We start from the raw sequence: 21726 nt of genomic DNA, 5'->3' as shown, positions 1-21726 counted from the left end.
GTAGTATCCAGGGCCTATCGCACGCAGATCGTGGATCGCGTCAAAAACCTCACTTCCCTTCCGTTATCGAGTGAGAACATGCCGCCTCGTCCCGGGACGACATCGATGATGAGATCGGTGTGCTTCCAGACCTCATGTTGGGATGCGCTCATATATACTGGTGCGCCGCCGATTTCACCCAGGCAAACATCCTGATCTCCAATGATGAAATCCCCTTGGGCGTAACACATCGGGGAAGACCCATCGCAGCAGCCCCCGGATTGGTGGAACAGGATGGGACCATATTCCGACTGCAAGGTTGCGATCAGCTCAAGGGCTGCCGGTGTGGCACTGACTTTGTCTTCCATGATGCTCTCCCTGGAGAATCCATCGATAGCGCTGTGCCGCTATCGATGGTTCGCTACGATCAAGACGTCTTAGAAGAAGCCGAGTTTCCTGGGGCTGTAGCTGACGAGCATGTTCTTGGTCTGCTGGTAATGATCCAGCATTTTCAAATGGTTCTCCCGGCCGATACCGGATTGCTTGTAGCCGCCGAACGCAGCATGCGCCGGGTAGGCATGATAGCAATTGGTCCAGACGCGCCCGGCCTGAATTGCGCGGCCGAAGCGGTAGCAGGTATTGGCGTCACGGCTCCAGATTCCAGCGCCCAAGCCATATAGCGTGTCGTTGGCTATCGATAGCGCCTCGTCATTATCCTTGAAGGTCGTCACCGAAACGACTGGTCCGAAAATCTCCTCCTGGAAAATCCGCATGCGATTGTGGCCCTTGAATACTGTCGGCTGGACATAGAAGCCGCCCGCCAGATCGCCGGCAAGAACATTGCGCGCACCGCCGGTCAGCACCTCGGCACCCTCCTGTTTGCCAATGTCGATATAGGAGAGGATCTTCTCCAGCTGCTCGCTTGATGCCTGCGCACCGATCATCGTTGCCGGATCCAGCGGATCGCCTTGCACGATCGCCTCAACCCGTTTCAGTGCACGCTCCATGAACCTGTCGTAAATGGCTTCATGGATGAGGGCGCGGCTTGGGCACGTACATACCTCGCCCTGATTTAACGCAAACATAACAAAGCCTTCGATCGCCTTGTCGAAAAAGTCGTCATCTTCGGCGGTCACGTCCTTGAAGAAGATATTGGGCGATTTGCCACCGAGTTCGAGCGTTACCGGTATGAGGTTTTGGCTGGCATATTGCATGATGAGGCGGCCGGTCGTCGTCTCGCCTGTGAAGGCAATCTTGGCAATGCGCGGGCTCGATGCCAGTGGCTTGCCTGCCTCCAGCCCGAAACCGTTGACAATGTTGAGCACACCCGGCGGCAGGATATCTGCGATCAGTTCGGCCAGTACCAGAATCGACGCAGGTGTCTGTTCCGCTGGTTTCAAGACGACGCAGTTGCCGGCAGCCAGCGCCGGCGCCAGTTTCCAAACGGCCATCAGGATCGGGAAATTCCACGGAATGATCTGGCCGACAACGCCAAGCGGCTCGTGAAAATGATAAGCGACCGTGTCATGGTCGATCTCGGAGATTCCACCTTCCTGGGCGCGGATCACGCCAGCGAAATAGCGAAAATGATCGATGGCCAGCGGCAGATCTGCGGCAGTTGTCTCGCGTATCGGTTTGCCATTGTCCCAGGTTTCGGCCTGAGCAAGCACGTCGAGATTGTCTTCCATCACCTGCGCGATCCTGTTGAGAATGACGCTGCGCTCGGCCGGGCTTGTGCGGCCCCAAGCGTCTTTCGCAGCATGCGCCGCATCCAGCGCCGCCTCGACATCGCTTGCGTCCGACCTGGCGATTTCACAAAGCACCTGCCCATTTACCGGCGACGTGTTCTCGAAATAGCGCCCAGCTTTCGGCTCGACGAATTCGCCGCCGATGAAATTGCCATAACGCTTCTTGAAATTGGGCTTGATTGTTCGGTTGAATTCCACCTTGTTCACGGATTTTCCTCCCTTGCATTGCAGCTTGCTCCTGCAAGCCGGCTGCGCTGAAAACACCACCTCCTGCGGTGTCGAAGGGTAAGGATCGCGCTCTATGGCTTATGTGTCAGCCCAGCCAGGACAACATCGTCGGTGAACTGTCGCAGTTCTGCGACAGTTGGAAGTAGCAATCGCTGGACGAGATGCCTGATCAGGAGAGGCCAAGCCGTTTCAGTTTGCGATGCAGGGTGGCGCGGCTGATCCCCAGATTAGTTGCGGCAGCCGATACGTTTCCGCCAGTGCGCGCTAAAGCGCGCTGTATGGCGCCTCGCTCGGCGATAGCATAATCGCGCTCGGCATTGGCGTGCTGGCCAAGAACATCAGAGGCCGGCACGGGTCTGCTGAGCGATTCATCGGTCAATCCAAGCATATGGCGTGCCGAGCGCGAGGCGCCGATCACAAGGTCATCCTCATCCACAGCAATCAGTGCGTGCATGGCACGTTCGCTCAGGGCGTTTTCCGCGTCTTGCGCCAAAACAATTCGTGCCTTGGGAAATGCCAACCGGAAGTTCTCGGCCTCGACCCGCCGCGCGGCATCAACCACGGCAACGGCAATGAGTTTGACGAAATCCTCGGTCAAGTCGCGGCGGGCTGAGGAAACGTCAATTGCGGCCATCAGACGGCCCCGATGATCGAAAATCGGTGCAACCGTGCAGGACAGCGCGGTATTCTTGCTGCGGAAATGCTGCTCGCGGTGGATGGTAAGCGCCCTCTGTTCAGCAAGTGCGGTACCGATCCCATTGGTCCCTTCGCTTTCCTCACTCCATACGGCGCCGGTCCAAAGCCCCATCCTGTAGAAAGTTTCATCGTCAGAAGCGGAACCGCGACGGTCCACCGGAACGCCATCCTTGTCTGCCAGGAGTACACAGCAACCTGCTCCGCCAACGGCTGAATAAAGCCGGTCAAGACTGGCCTGTGCGGTGTGGATCAGGGACCCGAGGCGCTCCCGCGTCTCATTTAACTCGCGTTCGGTCAGGACGTTTGGCGGCGTGCCCTCCCCAGGATTCAAACCGTAGAGCCGCATGGATCGTCGCCATGAGGCGACGAGCGCAGACTGCGCTGCAGCACTCCCTGTCAGCGCCGATTGGATATGGTCGGCATGCAAGCCGTTATGCAGTGTTCCCACGTACTCCTCCCAGAGGCCGGGCGATCAGCCGATCAATGAGCCACCATAAGTCGCTTGTGACTGCCGTCAAGCTCGTGTTGACCCTCCACCTTGCATCGCCTGAACGGTCAGCCAGGTATGACGGGTGGTCCGCTCGACTGCCGCAGGATCAATTCGACCGGCCAGACCTCATGAAGGTTTTCGACGGGTTCACCGTCAAGTATCCGGACCAGCATCTCGGCAATGCGCGTGCCCGCAGAACGTATCGACGAGCGTGTTGTCGTCATGGACGGCACCATATTGCTGGCGTTGAGATAAGGAAATACGTCGTCATGGGCGATGATCGAGACTTCCTTGCCAAGCTGATAACCTTTTGAACGGATGGCGCGGAAGACACCAAGCGCTGTCATCATGGATCCGGCAAGGATGGCCGTCGGATGCGGTGCATAGGACAAAAGCCTTTGCGCTTCACGAAACCCGGTCTCGTCAGAAAATCGTTCATGCACGATGAAACGAGGGTCAATTGGAACGCCCCGCTCGAGAAGCGCCTCGCGATAGCCAAGCTCGCGATGTTCAGAAAATGTATGTCCTTTCAGACCATCGATCATGGCGATATGCCTGTGACCAAGATCAAGGAGGTGGGACGCAGCTTGACGGAAGGCACCGGCATTGTCGATGTCGAGCCATGCATGCGGTGCCTCGATATTTGTTCGCCCGTGCAAGACGAAAGGAAATTTGGCTTCGGTCAGCATGGCAACCCGCTCGTCCATCAGCGTGGGGCCTGTGACGATGATGGCATCCACACGTTTGCTGGAAATGAGCCGCCTATATGCCGAAATTTCATCATTGTTGATGACGGGACTCATCAGCAGGTCCATTTCATCCTGCGAAAGCCGTTCAGCCAACCCGGAAAAGAACTCGCTCGTGTGCGGACCAAAGCGTTCACTCCGGTCGTTCGGCATGAGAATGCCGATCGCACCAATCCGCCCGATGGCAAGGCGGCGGGCGTTGGCGTTGGCACTGTAACCGAATTTGAGCGCGGCTTGGCTTACACGCTCCCGTGTTGCGCTGTTGACCTCAGGATAGCCATTCAGGGCGCGACTGACGGTTGTCTGCGACAGGCCCAATTGTTCAGCCAATTCCTTGAGTTTCATAACCAGCGATCCAATATCCGATACTTTAGAATGTGAGGCCCATGTTTCAGCGACCCCCACGAAGCCAGCAAGGACATATGACTGCAAATGCTGAACATAACTATAGCATAATTTCAAAGCGCTTTGGAATATTTGCGGAAACAAGGTGATGGCGCGGGTCTGCTGCTGCGTTTCCACAATGGCCCAGAGCAGATTCTCGCTTGCGGATACACCTTCTAATCTATTGAAACAAAACAATATTATCACCTGCTGCGTGCTGGTCAGCTGCCAGCTCTTTATAGGCAAATAATTTTGCGGCTTGACAGTTGAAAATCGCTTTGCCATTTTCCATCCAAAGCGCTTTGAATTTCACATTCAGAGCCTGCATTCAAAGCGCTTGAGGAGGAGTTTTGAGGGCGGGGATTGCCGTTTACTGCGTCAGCGGCGGGTCTGATTCCGTCGGATTTTTGGGAGGAAATCGTGAAAGCCAAATCATTTGTTGTAACCCTTTTGACCGCCACTTTGCTGGCTTCCGGGGCATTTGCAGCCAACCTTTCTATCGTCTCCGGCGATACTGGCAATGGGCGGGAATTCCTGCGCAAGCAGCTTGATCGCTTTGAAAAGGAAACGGGCAACAAGGTGTCCATCGTTGCCATGCCTGCGAACAGCTCGGATAATTTCGGCCAGTACCGGTTGTGGCTCGCGGCGGGCAATACCGATATCGACGTTTACCGCACGGACGTGATCTGGGCACCGCAATTGGCGGACCAGTTTCTTGACTTGAAAGAGGCTGCCAAGGACGTCATAGGCCAACATATTCCGTCGATCATTGAAAGCCAGACGGTGGGTGGCAAGCTTGTGGCGCTCCCGATGTTTACGGATGCGCCGGCGCTGTATTACCGCAAGGATCTGCTGGAGAAGTACAAGAAGCCCGTACCGAAAACCTGGGATGAGATGGCGGCAACCGCCAAGGAAATCCAGGATGCAGAACGCACGGCCGGCAACAAGAGCATGTACGGCTATGTGTTTCAGGCCAACGCCTATGAAGGCCTGACATGCAATGCACTGGAGTGGGTCAAATCTTCCGGTGGCGGTCAGATCGTCGAGCCTGATGGCACGATCTCGATCAACAATCCCGACGCAGCTGCTGCTATCGACCGGGCCAAGGGTTGGGTCGATACGATCTCGCCAAAGGGCGTGCTCGCCTATACGGAAGAGGAAGCCCGCGGCATCTGGCAGACCGGCAACTCAGTATTCATGCGCAACTGGCCCTATGCATATGCGCTTGGCGGGAGCAATGACAGCACGATCAAGGGCAAGTTTGACGTCGCTCCCTTGCCAAGCGGAAAAGAGGGCCAAAGCTCTGCCGCAACGCTTGGCGGCTGGAATCTGGCCGTTTCCAAATATTCGAAAGCTCCGGAAGAAGCTATAAAGCTGGCTCTGTTTCTCGGTTCACCCGAACAGCAGAAGGAGAGGGCGATCGCCCTGGCGAGCATGCCGACGATCAAGGCGCTATACGACGACAAGGATATTGCCGCGGCACAACCCCTGATCCCTAACTGGAAGCCGGTCTTTGAGACTTCCGTTCCCCGCCCGTCCGCGCCGACCAAGGTAAAATACAACGAAGTGTCCAACATGTTCTGGAGTGCGGTCCACGATACATTATCGGGCAATGGCACCGCTGCCGACAATCTTGAACTTCTGGAAGCCAAGCTGACGGAACTTCAGGGAGGTAGCTGGTAGGCCCCTGCCAGCAAAGGGCACGGTGCGGATGGTGTTCAGAACCTCCCGGACACCATTCGCACCGCTTGCCTGACCGCATCTCGACCAATCCGGAAACATGATTACGGGCAGGAAACGACCATGACGCCTTCCAGCGCACGTTCAGAGCTTTTGCGCCAGCGCGCCCGTTCAGCGCGGCTATTCCTCTTTCCGATGATCCTTGCCCTGGCCATTGTTGCTGGCTGGCCCTTGCTTCGGACCATCTATTTTTCCTTCACAGATGCTTCGCTGACCAATATGAGCGCCGCGAAATGGGTGGGGTTCAAGAATTACCTGTCCTGGATCCAGCTGAAAAGCGGCCGTACGATCTATTCGGGTCTGCTGGTCGATCCGACTTGGTGGAATGCCGTCTGGAATACCGTCCGTTTCAGCATTATCTCCGTGGCACTCGAAGCCTTCTTCGGCATGATCGTAGCCCTCGTCCTGAATGCAGAGTTCAAGGGCAGGGGCATCGTCCGCGCTGCAATCCTGATTCCTTGGGCGATACCGACGATCGTTTCTGCCCGGCTGTGGGGGTGGATGCTCAATGATCAGTTCGGCATCCTCAACGATCTCTTCATGCGTCTGGGCCTTATCAGTCAACCCATCGCATGGACAGCCAGCGCCGATACAGCGATGACAGCGGTGTTGATCGTCGACGTCTGGAAAACCACGCCCTTCATGGCGCTTCTGATCCTTGCTGGTCTGCAGATGGTTCCGAAAGACATCTATGAGGCAGCGCACATTGATGGCGTTCATCCGATCCGGCAATTCTTCCGCATCACACTGCCGCTGATCAAGCCAGCTCTAATGGTTGCAATCATCTTCCGCCTGCTTGATGCAATGCGCATTTTCGATCTGATCTACGTCCTGACGCCGAACAGCTCCCAGACAAAGACCATGTCGGTACTGGCGCGGGAGAATCTGATCGAATTCGACAAATTCGCCTACGGGTCGGCGCAATCGACGCTGCTGTTCCTTGTCATTGCGATGATGACTGTTGCCGCGATCTGGCTTGGGCGCGTGCGGATGGATGGAGGAGACCGCTGATGATCTGGAACCTCACCAAAAATACTGCCTTTTATGCATTGGTTGTTCTGATTGTCATTCTGGCGGTGTTTCCGTTCTACTACGCGATCATCACCAGCTTCAAATCCGGCAGCGCGCTGTTTACCGTTGAATATTGGCCAACCTCGTTCTCGCTGGATAACTACGTTTCGGTTATCAATGCTGGCAGCTTTACACGCAATCTGCTCAATTCGGTTATTGTGTCGACCCTGGTCGTCTTGCTGGCATTGCTGATAGCAGTGACAGCATCCTTCGCGCTCGCACGTGTGCGGTTTCGTGGCCGTTCCATGCTGCTGCTGACAATCCTGTCCGTTTCGATGTTTCCGCAGATTGCGGTGCTGGCAGGATTGTTTGAGGTGGTCCGCTTTCTCGGCCTCTACAATACACTCTGGAGCCTCGTCTTCTCCTATACGATATTTACGCTTCCCTTTACCGTGTGGGTGCTGACAACCTTCATGCGGGATTTGCCCGTCGAAATTGAAGAGGCGGCGATCGTGGACGGGGCAACGCCCTGGGTCATAATCACCAAGGTCTTCTTGCCGTTGATGTGGCCGGCCATGGTGACGACCGGGCTGCTTGCGTTTATCGCAGCGTGGAACGAGTTCCTCTTCGCACTTACCTTTACCTCCTCGACCGAAACGCGGACCGTGCCCGTCACCATCGCGCTGCTGTCGGGGGCAAGCTCGCATGAAATTCCATGGGGCACCATCATGGCTGCGTCCGTCATTGTCACGGTACCGCTCGTTGTTCTCGTCCTGATTTTCCAACGCAAGATCATCTCTGGCCTCACCGCTGGCGGTGTCAAAGGCTAAGGAGCTTACAAATGACGGCAATTCATCTCAACAATGTCCACAAATCCTTTGGCACCTTCGATGTAATCAAGGGTGTCGACCTTGAAATCAGTCCAAGCGAGTTCATGGTTTTCGTTGGCCCTTCCGGCTGCGGAAAATCCACGCTGCTGCGCCTGATCGCCGGGCTTGAGGACATTACCTCCGGCACGCTCGCCTTCGACGACAAGGTGGTCAATAGCCTGACGCCCTCTCAGCGTGGTATCGCCATGGTGTTCCAGTCCTATGCGCTCTATCCGCACATGACTGTTTTCGACAACATGGCTTTCGGTCTGAAACTCGCCAAAGGCGAAGCCGGCGAGATCAAGCGGCGCGTGCATGAAGCTGCAGAAATGCTGCAGATCACAACCTATCTCGATCGTCTGCCGAAACAGCTTTCCGGTGGTCAGCGCCAGCGTGTTGCCATTGGCCGGGCTATCGTTCGCGATCCGAAAGTGTTTCTTTTCGATGAACCTCTGTCCAACCTTGATGCCGCACTACGCGTACAGACTCGCCTCGAGATAGCTAAACTGCACGCGAAAATGCACGAAACGACAATGATTTATGTGACACACGATCAGGTGGAAGCCATGACGCTGGCGGACCGCATCTGTGTGTTGCGCGATGGTATTGTGGAGCAGGTCGGGACTCCGCTGGAGCTTTACGAAAAGCCGCAATCGATCTTTGTTGCAGGTTTCATCGGCTCGCCAAAAATGAACTTTCTGACTGAAAAGCATGCCCACACCTACAAAGCGCATACCCTGGGCGTGCGGCCGGAACATCTTCAAATCAAGGAAAAGGATGGCGCTTGGGACGGCAAGCTGATCCTGTCTGAAAACCTGGGTTCCGAGACATATCTCTACATCGATATCGGCGCGAAAGACCCGCTTGTCGTCAGGCAGGACGGCACGGCACGTCAACAGCCTGGCGAACGGCTCTACATTTCGCCGATCAACGACAATGTCCATCGCTTCGACCAATCCGGCAGGCCGGCGGCGGCACATTAGAAGAATTAGGCAACGAATGAGCCGGTAATTCGTTGCCCTTGAAATCCTCCCAACGGCACATGGAATGAACAGGAACAAAAAATGACTATCCGAACACTCGTCTGGGGCGAAAATGTTCATGAGCAGATGAACAAGACCGTCGCCGAAATCTATCCCGAAGGCATGCACAATCAGATTGCCAAGCTTCTGGCGGCCGACAGCAATCTTTCCGTCAAGACCACGACCCTGCAGGAACCTGAGCACGGCCTGACCGACAAGGTACTCGAAGAGACGGATGTCCTGATCTGGTGGGGTCACCGCGCCCATGGCGATGTCGCTGATGAAATCGTCGAGCGTGTCGCAAAGCGCGTTTGGGAAGGCATGGGTCTGATCGTCCTGCATTCTGGACACTTCTCAAAAATCTTCAAGCGTCTGATGGGGTCGCCCTGTGCGCTGCACTGGCGTGAAGCAGGCGAACGCGAACGACTGTGGGTGGTCAATCCCGGTCATCCCATTGCCAAGGGTTTGCCTGCTTATTTCGAGCTCGAAAACGAGGAAATGTATGGCGAACCGTTCTCGGTTCCAGAGCCGCTCGAGACCATCTTCGTATCGTGGTTTCAGGGCGGCGAGGTATTTCGATCGGGCCTCACTTACCGCAAGGGCGCGGGCAACGTATTCTATTTCCGTCCCGGCCATGAAACCTACCCGACCTACCATGACCAGACGGTCGGGCTCGTGCTGCGCAATGCCGTGAACTGGGCATACAATGCCAACCGCTATCCTGAGCTGAACACAGCGCCCAACGTGCCGGTCGAGAAGGCAATTGAGCCAATCACCGCACGGGGCGGCAGCCTGCACGAAGCGGGCGAGGAAGGCTTTCGTTAGGCGGCCTTTTGATGCGGCTGGCGCTTCATCCCCGCCCATCAAAACCCGAAAGATCAATGCCACGCTTCGGGAGTTGCGCGGCTCTATTAATCGAGGACTGGACCAATGCGTCTTTTGATCTTGGGCACCGGCCATATGGCCAACTCGCACGCGAGGAATTTCATCGAAGTCGAGGGTGTGACCCTTGCAGGGGCAGTCGATGTCGATCCCGGCCGGGCGGAAGCATTTCGAGAGAAGTACAGCATCGAGCGCGCATTCACCTCTCTAGAGGACGCCTTGACCTGGGGTGATTTCGATGCGGTCGCCAACGTGACGCCAGATAGAGCACATCATGCGACAACGTTGAAATGTCTGATCGCCGGCAAGCATGTCTTTTGCGAAAAACCGCTGGCAACAAACCACCACGATGCCGTGGAAATGGCAGAGAGGGCGGAGGCCGCCAATCTGGTCGGTATGGTGAACCTCACCTATCGCAATGTCGCGCAATTGCAGGCTGCCCGTAAACTGGTGACGAGTGGTCAGGTCGGCAAAATCAGGCATGTTGAAGCCTCTTATCTGCAGAGCTGGCTTGTCTCGAAGCAGTGGGGTGACTGGCGCACCGAAAGCCAGTGGTTATGGCGCCTGTCTAAGAAACATGGGTCCAACGGCACGCTCGGCGACGTCGGTGTGCACATTCTTGATTTCGTGGTCTACGGCACGGACACCGAAATTGACGAGGTCTTTTGCCGTCTCAAGGCCTTCGACAAAGCGGAAGGCAATCGCATCGGTGACTATGAACTCGACGCCAATGACAGTTTCACCATGACCGTAAGCTTCACCAATGGCGCGCTTGGCGTTGTCCATTCAAGCCGGTGGGCCACCGGCCATGTCAACGAACTGCGTCTGCGCGTCTACGGTGATAAGGGATCGTTCGAGGTGGTTCATCGCCATGACGGCTCAAAATTGCTGGCGTGCCTCGGGGATGACATTGAAACGGCGACGTGGAGAGAAATCGAGGTGGAGCCGGTTGCCACCAACTACCAGCGATTTGCCGAGGCTGTAGGGCAGGGCAGCACACTGGAACCTTCGTTCCGTCACGCAGCAAAGCTGCAAAAGGCGATCGATCTTGCCAATGTCACGGAAAACGATCGCAAAGAATACCCGCTCGAAGCTTGAGCAGAACGAGGGCCTATCCAACCTTGTCAGTCGAGGTTTCGTACAGGACATTGCCTGTACTTGCCTCGACGCCGACAAGGCTCACATCATAGCCCCAAAGGCGGCGGACATGCCGCAGAGTGGCATCGCGTGTGTTCTCGCCGAGAATAATGCCGTCTCGGACCGTGTGTTGCAGGCGCAATTGACGATTACCCAAAAGATCCACGTCAACCACCTGGATGTTTGGCTGGTTCATCCCGAGATCGTAGCTCCGGGCAAGGGTGCCGCGGACTTTTTCATAGCCGCGCTCATTGTGAATCGAGGCAACGCGGTAGTGGTTTTCCTTGGCATCGTCGACCAGTGCGAACAAGCGCATTTTGCGTATCAGGGCCGGGCTTAAATACTGCAGCAGGAATGACTCATCACGGTGATTGGCCCATGCATCGAGCAAAGTCCCGCGCCAATCGCCATTGCCGGCAAATTCGGGAAACCAGTCGCGATCCTCGGACGTAGGCTGCGTACAGATGCGTTCAATATCCTGCATCATGGCAAAACCCAGCGCGTAGGGATTGAGGCCGGAATAGCGCGGATCGTCGAACCCCGGTTGAAAGACGACATTGGAATGGCTGTGCAGCATCTCCAGCAAATGGCCTTCGCTGATCCTGCCTTTGTCGAAAAGCATGTTCATGATCGTGTAATGGACGAACGTGGCACAGCCCTCATTCATCACTTTGGTTTGGCGCTGCGGGTAGAAATATTGCGCGACGATACGGACGATACGAAGAATTTCACGTTGCCACGGTTCGAGTATGAGGCTGGTCTTCTCGAGGAAATAAAGCAGGTTTTCTTCCGGAAGATTGAGAGACTTCTTGCGCTCCAGCGCATCCAGCTCGGCCTCGGTCGGATCTTCGCTTTGCTTGGACTGTGGCAGCGTGCGCCACAAGTCACTGAAAATGCGGTCCTCATATTCCAACCGTTCGCGCACGCGTTCCTGTTCCTTTGCGGACGAAATGCGCGGCGGCCGTCGGTAACGGAATACTGCCTGATCCATCAGGGTGTGAGCTGCATCAAGGATCGATTCAACCTCGGAAAACCCGTACCGCTCCTCGCAACGTGCGACATAGCCCTTGGCAAACTCCATGTAATTCAGGATTGCACTGGCATCCGTCCATTGTTTGAACAGATAATTGTTCTTGAAAAAATGGTTGTGTCCGAAGGAAGCGTGCGCCGTCACAAGCGCCTGCAGCGCCATCGTATTCTCTTCCATCAAATAGGTAATACAAGGATTGGAATTGATGACGATTTCATAAGCCAGCCCACGCCGTCCCTTGCGGTAGAGGTAATTCTCGTAGACGAAATGCTTGCCGAAGGACCAATGCTGATAGATCAACGGCATGCCGTTGGAGGAATAGGCGTCGAGCATTTGCTCGGATGAAATGATTTCGAGCTGGTTTGGATAGACATCGAGGCCAAGATCTCCGAGAGCTATCTCCTTGATTGCGTCATAAGTGCGGGACAGTGTGTCGAAGCTCCAGTCGGAGCCATGGAACAGAAGGTCAGACGTACCCGCACCCTTGCTCATCGGTTGTGACCCTCAGCCGTTCTTCGCAGAAGTTGATTGCTTGGCAAAAAGCTGACGGAAGACCGGATAGATATCCCCGGGCTTTGCAATTCGAGTCATCTGGAAATTCCGCCAGTTTTCTCCGACCTGGCGATAGGAACGCCAGAGTGAGGTGCCATTATCTGTTGATCTGAAAATGGCACTTTCACGTTCGTCCAGAATCTCGACATAAGCGTAGTACTGGCAAAGCTTCATCAGTTCCTTGTTCAGCAAATTGACACAATGCTCGGAGTCGCCCGCAAGGTTATCGCCGTCGGATGCCTGAGCTGCATAAATGTTCCAGTCCCGGCTGGGGTAGCGGTCGAATATGATACGCTGCATTTCCTCGAGCGCGGTTGACACGACCGTTCCGCCACTCTGTGTGCTGCGAAAGAACGTTTCCTCGTCGACTTCATGAGCCTGATGGGTGTGACGGATGAAGACGATGTCGATGCGGTCGTAGCGCCGTTTGAGAAAGAGATGCAGCAACACAAAGAAGCGCTTGGCCAGATCCTTCTCGCGCTCGCCCATGGAACCAGAAACGTCCATAAGGCAGAACATTACCGCGTTTGCGTTCGGCAGGGGCTGCGGTTCGAAGCGATTGAAACGAATATCAACCGGATCAATATAGGCAACGACCTTGCGCCTGCGCTCCAGGATTGCCAGCTCCTCGCGCAACTCTGCAAGATGATTGAAAGCGGCGGTGCCCGGCTTCGGTTCCCTTGCCTCCAGCTTTGCGATCTCCTCCGCCAGAGCGTCCACGTGTGCCTGTTTCGGACGCTGAAGAGCAATACGACGCCCAAAACTGTTGCGCATGGTTCGCCCAACATTGATATTGGTCGGCGATCCGGCGATCGTGAAGCCGGCCCGGCGTGGCTTGAACGCAACCGCTTCCTTTAAGCTTGACTTGACCATGTCCGGGAGCTCGAGATCTTCAAAAAACAGATCAAGCACCTCTTCGCGTGACAAAACAAAACGGAAATCGTCCTCCATCTCGCCTTCGGACGCTGCCCCCTTGCCGGCACCGGTCCCGCCCCCTTGGCCAGGCTTGGGGAGGCGGTCGCCGGAGATAAATTCCCGGTTGCCCGGCAAGACGTGCTCCCGCCGCCCGCTGCTCCGATCAGGTTGGAAGCTGGGCTCGCTGGTGCCGTCTACGGGAAAAAGGTACGGAGTGGCCGGCATCGACATCCACGATCTTCCCTGACTTTATTTGTTCGTGGACGGCGCGTTTGAGCTCCACGCGCGCACGCCGCAGAAAGCGCTGGCGGTTGCTCAGGCTTTTGTCCTTGGGATTCAAGCGGCGATCGATGAAGCTCGGCATGCACGCACCTCTCTTCGGCGATCAGCCGGCCTTGTTAACCCGCATATACCAATCGACCAATCGACGAACCTGCCTCTCTGTATATCCGCGTTCTACCATGCGCTGGACGAATTCTGTGTGCTGCTTCTCGGTGGCGCCATCCTTTTTCGAGCCAAAGCTGATTACGGGCAACAAATCTTCGACTTGGCCGAACATGCGTTTCTCGATGACCTCGCGCAGCTTTTCGTAGCTCGTCCACGAGGGGTTGCGGCCATTGTTCTTGGCCTTCGCCCGCAAGGTGAACTTCACGACCTCATTGCGGAAATCCTTGGGATTGGCAATTCCGGCCGGCTTTTCGATCTGCGACAATTCACTGTCGAGGATGCCACGGTTGAGTATCTGACCGGTATCGGGGTCCTTGTAGTCCTGATCCTCGATCCAGGCATCAGCATAAGCGATGTAGCGATCAAAGAGATTTTGTCCGTATTCACTATAGGATTCCAGGTACGCCTTCTGAATTTCGTGGCCGATAAATTCGGCGTAACGTGTGGCAAGTTCTGATTTGATGAAGTCGAGGTAATTCGCCTCGACCTCTTGCGGGAACTGCTCGCGCTTGACGGACTGTTCCAGCACGTACATCAGATGCACGGGGTCAGCTGCCACCTGCTTGGTGTCGTAGTTGAACGTTTCCGACAAAACCTTGAATGCAAAGCGGGTGCTGATGCCATTCATGCCCTCATCCACCCCGGCGGCATCACGATATTCCTGCACCGATTTCGCTTTGGGGTCAGACTCGCGCAGGTTCTCGCCATCGTAGACGCGCATTTTGGTGTAGAGCGGCGAATTCTCATGTTCTGCCAGACGCGTCGATACGGTGAAGCGGCTCAGAATTTCCAGCACTTCCGGTGCGCAAGGATTGTTGAGCAGTTCGCTTTCACGCAACAGCTTCTCATAAATCTGCTTTTCTTCCGTGACCCGCAGACAATAGGGAACCTTGACGACCGACATGCGATCGAGGAACGCCTCATTGTTCTTGTTGTTCTTGAACTGCAGCCACTCCGATTCGTTTGAGTGGGCCAGAATAATTCCTTGGAAGGGGAATGCACCGAAGTTCTCGGTTCCGTTGTAATTGCCTTCCTGGGTGGCCGTCAGAAGCGGATGGAGCACTTTGATCGGCGCCTTGAACATCTCAACAAACTCGAGCATGCCTTGCGTTGTACGGTTCAGGCCGCCACTGAACGAATAGGCGTCAGGATCGGCCTGACTGAAGTTTTCGAGCTGCCGGATATCGACTTTGCCGACAAGCGAAGAGACGTCCTGGTTGTTTTCATCACCGGGCTCCGTCTTGGCGATGCCGATCTGGCGCAAGCGGGACGGCGTAAGCTTCACCACGCTGAATTTCGAAATGTCACCAGCGAATTCATCAAGCCGTTTGGAGGCCCACGGCGAGATCAAACCATTGAGACGGCGGCGCGCAATCCCGTATTTCTCTTCGAGAAGCCCTGACATGCGCTCCGGGTGGAAAAGCCCGAGCGGCGATTCAAAAATCGGGCTGATCTGATTACCGGCCTTCAGTGTGTAGATGGGCCTGTGTTCCATAAGTTGCTTCAGCCGCTCGGCCAGTGAGGACTTGCCACCACCAACGGGGCCGAGCAGATAGAGTATCTGCTTTCGCTCTTCCAGGCCCTGAGCCGCATAACGGAAATAACCTACGATCCGCTCGATCGTGTCTTCCATGCCGTAAAAATCGGCAAATGCTGGATAAATCTTGATTGTCCGGTTGAGAAAGATGCGGCCGAGACGTTCATCGGTGCTGGTATCGATGAGCTTCGGCTCACCGATCGCGTCCACCATTCGTTCGGAAGCAGTAGCAAACATGCGCGGATCATTGCGGCAGGCGAGGAGATATTCCTGCAGGCTCATCTCTTCCTGCTTCTCGCTGCTGTAGATTTCAGAGAAGAGACTAAATACGTCAGACGCTTGCGTAGTCATGTCAACCTCCAGCCGCATGCAAATTCAATGAATTTGAGCCGAAGGGGCCGCCCCTCCGCTCAGAAGGATTGCATGCCGAACGCTTCCAGTGTCGGGTGAGTCGCTGTACTGCGCAAGACACTGATTGCAGTATTATTGTATAGTTGCAATCAAGACACGCAGTTGTGTCCTTTATTAGATGACGATCACCCTTTGTCGCCATGTCCCTCTTCATAGTATGTAGGAACCGTAAATGGCAAAGTGTATGGGTAATCAAAAAAGAATTTGCGCGTCTGGTACCCAGCGGAGCGAGCGCAAGGCAGTTTGTGCTCCCAATTTGCTATCGATCTGTGGCAAGCTAGAAGACCGCGTGACCTAGTACCCACACTCCTGCTGCGCATAGTCCAAAGCCAAACAAGCGGGAGACACGGTGGCCGTTCGCAACCAGTTTTTCCGTGAGGATGAAGATTGCGATGGCAGCAATCCACAGGATATTCATTATTCCGCCGACGAAGAGCAAGCCCATCAGAGCCCAACAACACCCCACGCAGTAGAGGCCGTGGCGAAATCCAAGGCCAAGCGAGCCAAGCGCGTGACGCTGGAACCCGCCGTGCCGCTGAATGAACACGATCGGCGCCTGGCATTGCTTAAGGCAAACGTCCTTAAGCGGCGTCCATTGAAACAGCCCGACAGCGATAAGCATAATTCCGCTAAAAAATTTGCTCGTGCTCGTCATTGCGGGCGTAAGCAGCAGCATATTCTCCAAGGCCCATTGAGCAAGAGTTGCCGCCAAGGAGAAAGAAACCCAGGCGAGCAGATAGCCACCAAGGAAGAAGCCGGTTGCGGCCAACGGCTTGCCCTGTAACGCACTCTGCCGCCCAACTCGCGCGTAAAGCAGGATCATTGGCGATGCGGACGGTGTCATCATACCGATCATCATGATCACCCACATCGAGAACATGACGGCGAACTCGGTCATGGTCCACGAACGCGGCTCGGGTGCCATCACCATATCATGTGAGCCAGCGCCCATTTCCATACCCGGCATCGGCATGTCGTCGATACTCATGGAGCGCGCAAGCCACAGGACGTAACCCCATGCCATGACCGTCAGTACAGTCATGCAAGCGGTAATGATAAGCCTATCTCGCCGGAGCACCGCTTCGAGTGAGGTATCGGTCATGGCATTTAGTGGACAACGCCACTTTCAGTAATATGCAATCTGGCAAACTGTGCATGCGAGTCCGGAATCGACAGCTTCAGCGGGCCCTGCGTCTCAGCCCATCCGCGCCCCACTTCACAAACGTCGTATTCAAAACCGTTTGGCAGGTTGATACGTGCGCGGTGCGTCTCGCCGGTAACAGGATTGAGGATAGGTTCCCCATGCGCCTCGATCCATCCCGGAACGTTCAACCGCGCCGTCCGGCGATGTATGTCGACGTCGAAATCGACCTTTGCGAAAACCGGATCGTGGACTTTCTCGAATGTTGTCGAAAACACTTGAAAGAAAGTTGCACCCGGTTCGGTATCCAGTCCACTCAAGATGCGCAACAGCGCTTCGCGTTGCTCGGGCGAGGCGCGTTCATCGATGATTGGTACAGCCTGCCCCTTCCCTTCATGGATGGCCCCCGGCCACGCCACGATCATGCTGCAATTTAATCCATCAAGTTTAGTGGTGCCATGATGACCTTCTTCAATCGCAATTGCGGCTATGGCGCAGCAATTTCCCTTGGTGGGCAAAGCGTTGAACTGGCAAGGACAGCCATATGCACAATTGCAATGCACGAATTCACGACCTACCAGTGTCCATTTGACGTCAGGCATTCTCTCCTCCTTAATTGCTTCTAATTTTTACTCCATTCCCCAATGAATATTTTACCGTGTGCTTTGAGGCGCAAATTAGTGCATTACCCTGCCACCTGTGATGCGGCAGACATCAATTCCTGTGGCGTCGGTACGCCGAACATATAGCGGCCTCCTTCGGGAACTTCGGTAAAGCTCCAGCGCACAACGCCGTCCCGGTCCAGCAGGAACTGACCGACCAGCTGACCCTCACCGGTTGCAATCATCTGCTCGTCGGCTTCGGTGACTTCATAGCCATCTGCCTCGGCGAGATAGGTTCCGGCTGCAATGGGGTCCATCGGTTCAGGTAATTCTCCCGGCAGATCGACCCGCATTGACATCACCGCATCCTTGCTGAGCTTGTAGGGCCAGTTTGTTTCAGTTTCGGTGAACTCAATGTTGGGAAGGCCAAACGCGCGGTGTGAGACCCGCTCGGGATCGGACGCTGCCAACAGATTGGGCAACGGGTGGTAACGGAAATATAAGCGGGCACGCTCAATCGGCGTATTCACCACCGTCAGGCTATCAATACCCTTCTCGCGCAATGCGCCTTCAAGTTGCGACATGGCAGCGATTTGGCGCCTGCAGAACGCGCAATGCAAACCACGGAACAGGCCGACTAATACCGGTTTGTGGCCGCGAAAGTCGTCGATCGCCACTTTGCCCTGGCGCGTGATCGCATCAAGCACGACATTGGGCGCCCGGTCACCCGGCTGTAGCGGTCCTTTGATATGAGGCTCCGACATATGTCATCCTCCTCTTGGCTAATCAAGAAACGGCAATACGACAAGCGCTTCGGGATCGAGTCCGTGCCTGGCGCAGATTTCTTGCGCCAGAGCAAAGTACCGATCCGCCTCGGCCATATCATCGAGGTCGAGATTGAGCGTCGCCAAACCATCATAGCACGGAAACAGCAATTGTGGTTCGCCGGTTTTGCCTGCCACCTCAAGTGCTTCGTTGTAGCAATGGCGCGCCAGTTCCGGCTGGCCATGGCATTGATAGATCTGCCCGAGCACCGTCAACGGTACGGGGAGATGATCACGTTGATCCAATGCACGATCGATCTCGATGGATCTTTTGGCAGCTGGCACCCCCTCATTCGCACAGCGATCCGTGAACGTGCAGCAAGCAACCGCAAGGTTGGCGAGGAGCTGCGCCTGAAACCCGAGGTCGCCGATGCGGCACGCCATTTCAAGCCCCCGCCGGCATGTCTCGATTGCCAATTGCGGATTGACTACGGTGTAGAGCACGCCAAGGTTGGTATAGCCGCGACAGGCAACACTAAGAAGCGCCGCATCTTCCGCGACTTTAACGCTTTGCTCTACCTCGCAGACCGCCTCCCGGTTTCGCCCGAGCCGCGCCAAGGCTACGCCCTTGGTATTGAGTGCCTCAGCAATGGCTCGGGTGGCCTCGATCTCGGCTTCTGCGTCAGTATCAGACACCAGTGACTTTGCGCAGCGCAATGCTTCGTCTGCCCACCTCACGGCACCAGCATGGTCGCCCGTACGAAACGCAAGGTGGCCGCGTTCCTGCAAAAGGTGCGCGCGCTCGACCGGCGAGTCGATGCCCTCAAGCAGTGTGGCTGCTTCAGTGTAGCGTATCTCGGCCTCGTCACGTTTGCCTGAGTCCCAAAGCAGGCGCCCAAGCTTGCGCAGTATCCTTGCTGAAGCCTCGGGGTGACCTGCACTTCGAAAGACTTTCAGTACTTTCTGGTAATACGCGTTGGCCGTGTCACGTTCTCCGGCGGGTCCGCAAAGATCGGCAATTCGTTCGCACAGGAGAAGCCATTCCGTCCCTTGATCGCCAGCATCCGACAAAGCGTCCAGCGCCTGTCGATAGAGACGGATCGCATCGTCATTGGCATATGTTTTGCGGGCCCTGTCACCCGCCGTGGTCAGATAACGCGCGCCTTTCTTCCTCGCTGGGGTTTGGCTGAAATGGTGTCCCAGCAATATCAAATCTTCGAGACGTTCGGGATCGCTGCCGTACAATCGCTCCAAGGTGACACCGACCAGGCTGTGCATCTCGGTGCGCCGTTGCAGCAGCAGATTTTGGTAGATCACATCATGAAGCAACGTCTGCGTGAATCGGTACGTCCGTGACGACACCGGGCCGGCGCTGGTGACTTCCTCAATGATCTCCGCGTCCCAAAGAATATCCAGCCCGACTTCCACATTGGCCTGATCACCCGCGATGGATTTCAGCAGGATTGCATCGAAGTGAGGACCGATAACGGCAGCCTCCTGGGCTAATCTGCGTGCCTCTGGCGGTAATCTGTCCATCCGTGCAAGCAACATAGCCTGTATGCTCACAGGAATTTCAACAGCTGCTTCCTTTGCCGCAATTCGCCAACGCGGGCCATCACGTTGTACGGCACCGACTTCAATAAGTCCGCGCAGGATCTCCTCAATAAACAAAGGATTGCCACTTGCACGCTCGAGAATCCGGTTGCACAGATCGGCAGGCAACCCACGCCGGCTGGGGCCAAAAAAAGCGGTGAGCAGTTGTCGGCCTTCACTGGCAGGCAGGGGGGCTAGCCGCAAAGCTGTCAGGCTGGTTCGGCTTGAATCGAGCATGTCCGTATCGAATGCCGGCCGGTGCGTCGTCACAAGCATGAAGCGGCTTCGCTCAAGCCGGTCCATCAAAAAGCGCAATGCCTCAAGTGAAGCAGTGTCAGCCCAATGCAGGTCTTCGACGACAAGCAACAGCGGTGTGCGCGCCAGGCGCCGCTCGAAAATGACACGGATCGCGTAGAAAATCTGTCGCCGCAACTGCTCAGGTTCGACATGCTTCAGCGCACCGTCAGGATCGCCAATACCGAGAATGTAGAACAGGAGCGGCATCAGTTGCTCGACGTCTTCAATTGCAAGGCCGAGCCCGTTCAACCCAGTTGCAAGTAACTCCCTGGTCCTTTCGGCAGTTTCGGTCGGTGCGATTTCGTAAGCGCTGCGCAACACGGCGGCGAGTGTGCCGTAGGATTGTTCACCGAGTGGCGAACAGACGGCCCGCCGGACGACGACGTTAGTGAAACGCTCGTCGTTGCCTGCGCGAGCGAGGAACTCGTCAGTCAGGCGCGATTTCCCGATGCCCGCCTCGCCGATCAGCCTTATCAGCTGCGCTGCACCGCCGCACGCAAGATTGAGACAGCTGAGCATGCGGGTTAGTTCGGCATCGCGCCCGATCATCGGTGCACTGAGGCCAAGCGTTTCAAGTCCGCGTGCTGCGCGCGGCGCGTCAAGCGGTCCCACCAATCGATGTACCAGAACGCTGCCGATTTTACCTCGCAACGCGACGTCGCCGATGAGGTCGTATGCAAATGCATGCCGGGTAAGGCGGTAAGTCAGCGGCCCAACGAGTACTTCCCCAGGTTCTGCCATCGACTGCAGTCGCTGAGCGCTGTTGACCGTATCGCCCGTCACCGAATAGGATTTGGCATTACCTGCCCCGAACCCACCGGTAACAACTGGGCCGGTGTTGACCCCCACATGCAATACAAGAGGCACATGAACGCGTGCTTGCCAGCGCTGACCTACATCCGCCGCCCTGTCCACCATATCCAGAGCTGCGCGAAGGGCCCGTTCGGGATCATCTTCGTGTGCAACCGGGGCGCCGAACAATGCGAGCATTGCATCGCCGATGAATTTGTCGACAAATCCTCCAAAGCTCTGCACCGCTACCGTTAGCTCCTCGAACAGTTCGTTCTGAAGAGTTTGCATGACTTCCGGATCGAGCTGCTCGCTCAAAGCAGTGAAGCCGCAAAGGTCGGCAAACAACACGCTGACGGTGCGGCGGTCTGCTTCACTGGTGAGCTTGACCGGCCGGAGAGTTCGTTCGGCGTTGGGAGCTGGCTTCAAGTGGCCATCTGTTTGCGGTGCACCAGGGATCCGAGTGCCGCATCTTGGACAAAACGCGAAGTCCGCAGGACACAGATATCCGCAGCCAAGGCACGCAATCGGCTGTTTCGCGCCGCATTTCGGGCAAAACGCAAAACCGCTTGCAACGTCAAAACCGCAACTGGTGCAGTCCATCGTCAACGACCTCGCAGGAGCCGCGACTTGCGATCGTGTTTCCGGCCACATTCAAATGAGCTTGGTGCTCCGACAAATAATGGACCCGCGACAGTCGACTAGCAAGCGGCGAG

17 protein-coding genes and 1 pseudogene are annotated in these 21726 nt (G+C 55.9%); 6 read left to right on the top strand and 12 right to left on the bottom strand.

The window, feature by feature from the left end; all coding sequences use genetic code 11:
* Positions 1-14: 14 nt before the first annotated feature.
* From N8E89_RS27600 to N8E89_RS27580, 5 genes are all read right to left on the bottom strand, one after another.
* Positions 15-347 carry a DUF779 domain-containing protein gene (locus tag N8E89_RS27600; RefSeq protein WP_106665569.1) on the bottom strand — a complete coding sequence of 111 codons (333 nt, stop codon included), beginning with the start codon at positions 345-347 and terminating at the stop codon, positions 15-17.
* Positions 348-416: 69 nt separating this feature from the next.
* Positions 417-1934, bottom strand: coding sequence for an aldehyde dehydrogenase (gene adh / locus N8E89_RS27595; RefSeq protein ID WP_262263694.1), 1518 nt, complete (start codon positions 1932-1934; stop codon positions 417-419).
* A gap of 190 nt (positions 1935-2124) precedes the next feature.
* Positions 2125-3099, bottom strand: a complete 975-nt coding sequence (locus tag N8E89_RS27590) for a GAF domain-containing protein (protein ID WP_262263693.1) — start codon at positions 3097-3099, stop codon at positions 2125-2127.
* Between the two features lie 107 nt (positions 3100-3206).
* Positions 3207-4232 (bottom strand): substrate-binding domain-containing protein, encoded by a 1026-nt coding sequence (locus N8E89_RS27585; protein ID WP_106665572.1) that lies wholly within the window; start codon positions 4230-4232, stop codon positions 3207-3209.
* A gap of 220 nt (positions 4233-4452) precedes the next feature.
* Positions 4453-4599 carry a hypothetical protein gene (locus tag N8E89_RS27580; RefSeq protein WP_170117060.1) on the bottom strand — a complete coding sequence of 49 codons (147 nt, stop codon included), beginning with the start codon at positions 4597-4599 and terminating at the stop codon, positions 4453-4455.
* Positions 4600-4691: 92 nt separating this feature from the next.
* Here N8E89_RS27580 and N8E89_RS27575 point away from each other — a divergent pair, with 92 nt between their 5' ends.
* The 6 genes from N8E89_RS27575 to N8E89_RS27550 all read left to right on the top strand — a co-directional run bounded on the left by N8E89_RS27575 (position 4692) and on the right by N8E89_RS27550 (position 10893).
* Positions 4692-5954 carry an ABC transporter substrate-binding protein gene (locus tag N8E89_RS27575; RefSeq protein ID WP_262263692.1) on the top strand — a complete coding sequence of 421 codons (1263 nt, stop codon included), beginning with the start codon at positions 4692-4694 and terminating at the stop codon, positions 5952-5954.
* Positions 5955-6074: 120 nt separating this feature from the next.
* Positions 6075-7022, top strand: coding sequence for a carbohydrate ABC transporter permease (locus N8E89_RS27570; RefSeq protein ID WP_262263690.1), 948 nt, complete (start codon positions 6075-6077; stop codon positions 7020-7022).
* Positions 7022-7852 carry a carbohydrate ABC transporter permease gene (locus tag N8E89_RS27565; protein ID WP_106665574.1) on the top strand — a complete coding sequence of 277 codons (831 nt, stop codon included), beginning with the start codon at positions 7022-7024 and terminating at the stop codon, positions 7850-7852. The genes N8E89_RS27570 and N8E89_RS27565 overlap by 1 nt, the downstream gene beginning before the upstream one ends.
* Positions 7853-7863: 11 nt before the next feature.
* Positions 7864-8874 (top strand): ABC transporter ATP-binding protein, encoded by a 1011-nt coding sequence (locus N8E89_RS27560; RefSeq protein ID WP_106665575.1) that lies wholly within the window; start codon positions 7864-7866, stop codon positions 8872-8874.
* 81 nt (positions 8875-8955) lie between these two features.
* Positions 8956-9738, top strand: a complete 783-nt coding sequence (locus N8E89_RS27555) for a ThuA domain-containing protein (RefSeq protein ID WP_262263689.1) — start codon at positions 8956-8958, stop codon at positions 9736-9738.
* Between the two features lie 105 nt (positions 9739-9843).
* Entirely contained in the window at positions 9844-10893 is a 1050-nt protein-coding gene (locus N8E89_RS27550; protein WP_262263688.1) for a Gfo/Idh/MocA family protein, read from the top strand.
* A gap of 13 nt (positions 10894-10906) precedes the next feature.
* Here the strand turns inward: N8E89_RS27550 and N8E89_RS27545 are convergent, their stop codons facing one another.
* The 7 genes and pseudogenes from N8E89_RS27545 to N8E89_RS27515 form a co-directional block, all read right to left on the bottom strand.
* A complete protein-coding gene (locus N8E89_RS27545) occupies positions 10907-12454 on the bottom strand; it encodes a SpoVR family protein (protein WP_262263687.1) in 1548 nt (515 codons plus the stop codon).
* Positions 12455-12466: 12 nt separating this feature from the next.
* Positions 12467-13793, bottom strand: a pseudogene (locus N8E89_RS27540) (YeaH/YhbH family protein).
* A 21-nt stretch (positions 13794-13814) separates the two neighbouring features.
* Positions 13815-15764, bottom strand: a complete 1950-nt coding sequence (locus N8E89_RS27535; protein ID WP_106665714.1) for a PrkA family serine protein kinase — start codon at positions 15762-15764, stop codon at positions 13815-13817.
* Positions 15765-16101: 337 nt separating this feature from the next.
* On the bottom strand, positions 16102-16926 hold the full coding sequence (locus N8E89_RS27530; RefSeq protein WP_262263686.1) for a DUF2182 domain-containing protein: 825 nt from the start codon (positions 16924-16926) through the stop codon (positions 16102-16104).
* 5 nt (positions 16927-16931) lie between these two features.
* The gene (locus N8E89_RS27525; protein WP_262263685.1) at positions 16932-17567 is read right to left on the bottom strand and encodes a DUF1326 domain-containing protein; all 636 of its coding nucleotides are present in this window, start codon (positions 17565-17567) and stop codon (positions 16932-16934) included.
* A gap of 83 nt (positions 17568-17650) precedes the next feature.
* A complete protein-coding gene (locus tag N8E89_RS27520; RefSeq protein ID WP_106665582.1) occupies positions 17651-18331 on the bottom strand; it encodes a peroxiredoxin-like family protein in 681 nt (226 codons plus the stop codon).
* Positions 18332-18349: 18 nt separating this feature from the next.
* Positions 18350-21613, bottom strand: coding sequence for an adenylate/guanylate cyclase domain-containing protein (locus N8E89_RS27515; RefSeq protein ID WP_262263684.1), 3264 nt, complete (start codon positions 21611-21613; stop codon positions 18350-18352).
* Positions 21614-21726 lie beyond the last annotated feature (113 nt).

The sequence above is a fragment of the Phyllobacterium sp. A18/5-2 genome, from assembly GCF_025452215.1.
In the GTDB taxonomy this organism is placed as follows: domain Bacteria; phylum Pseudomonadota; class Alphaproteobacteria; order Rhizobiales; family Rhizobiaceae; genus Phyllobacterium; species Phyllobacterium sophorae.
The sequence above is the reverse complement of the archived record's forward strand: the minus strand, read 5'-3'. Positions and strand labels throughout refer to the sequence as shown.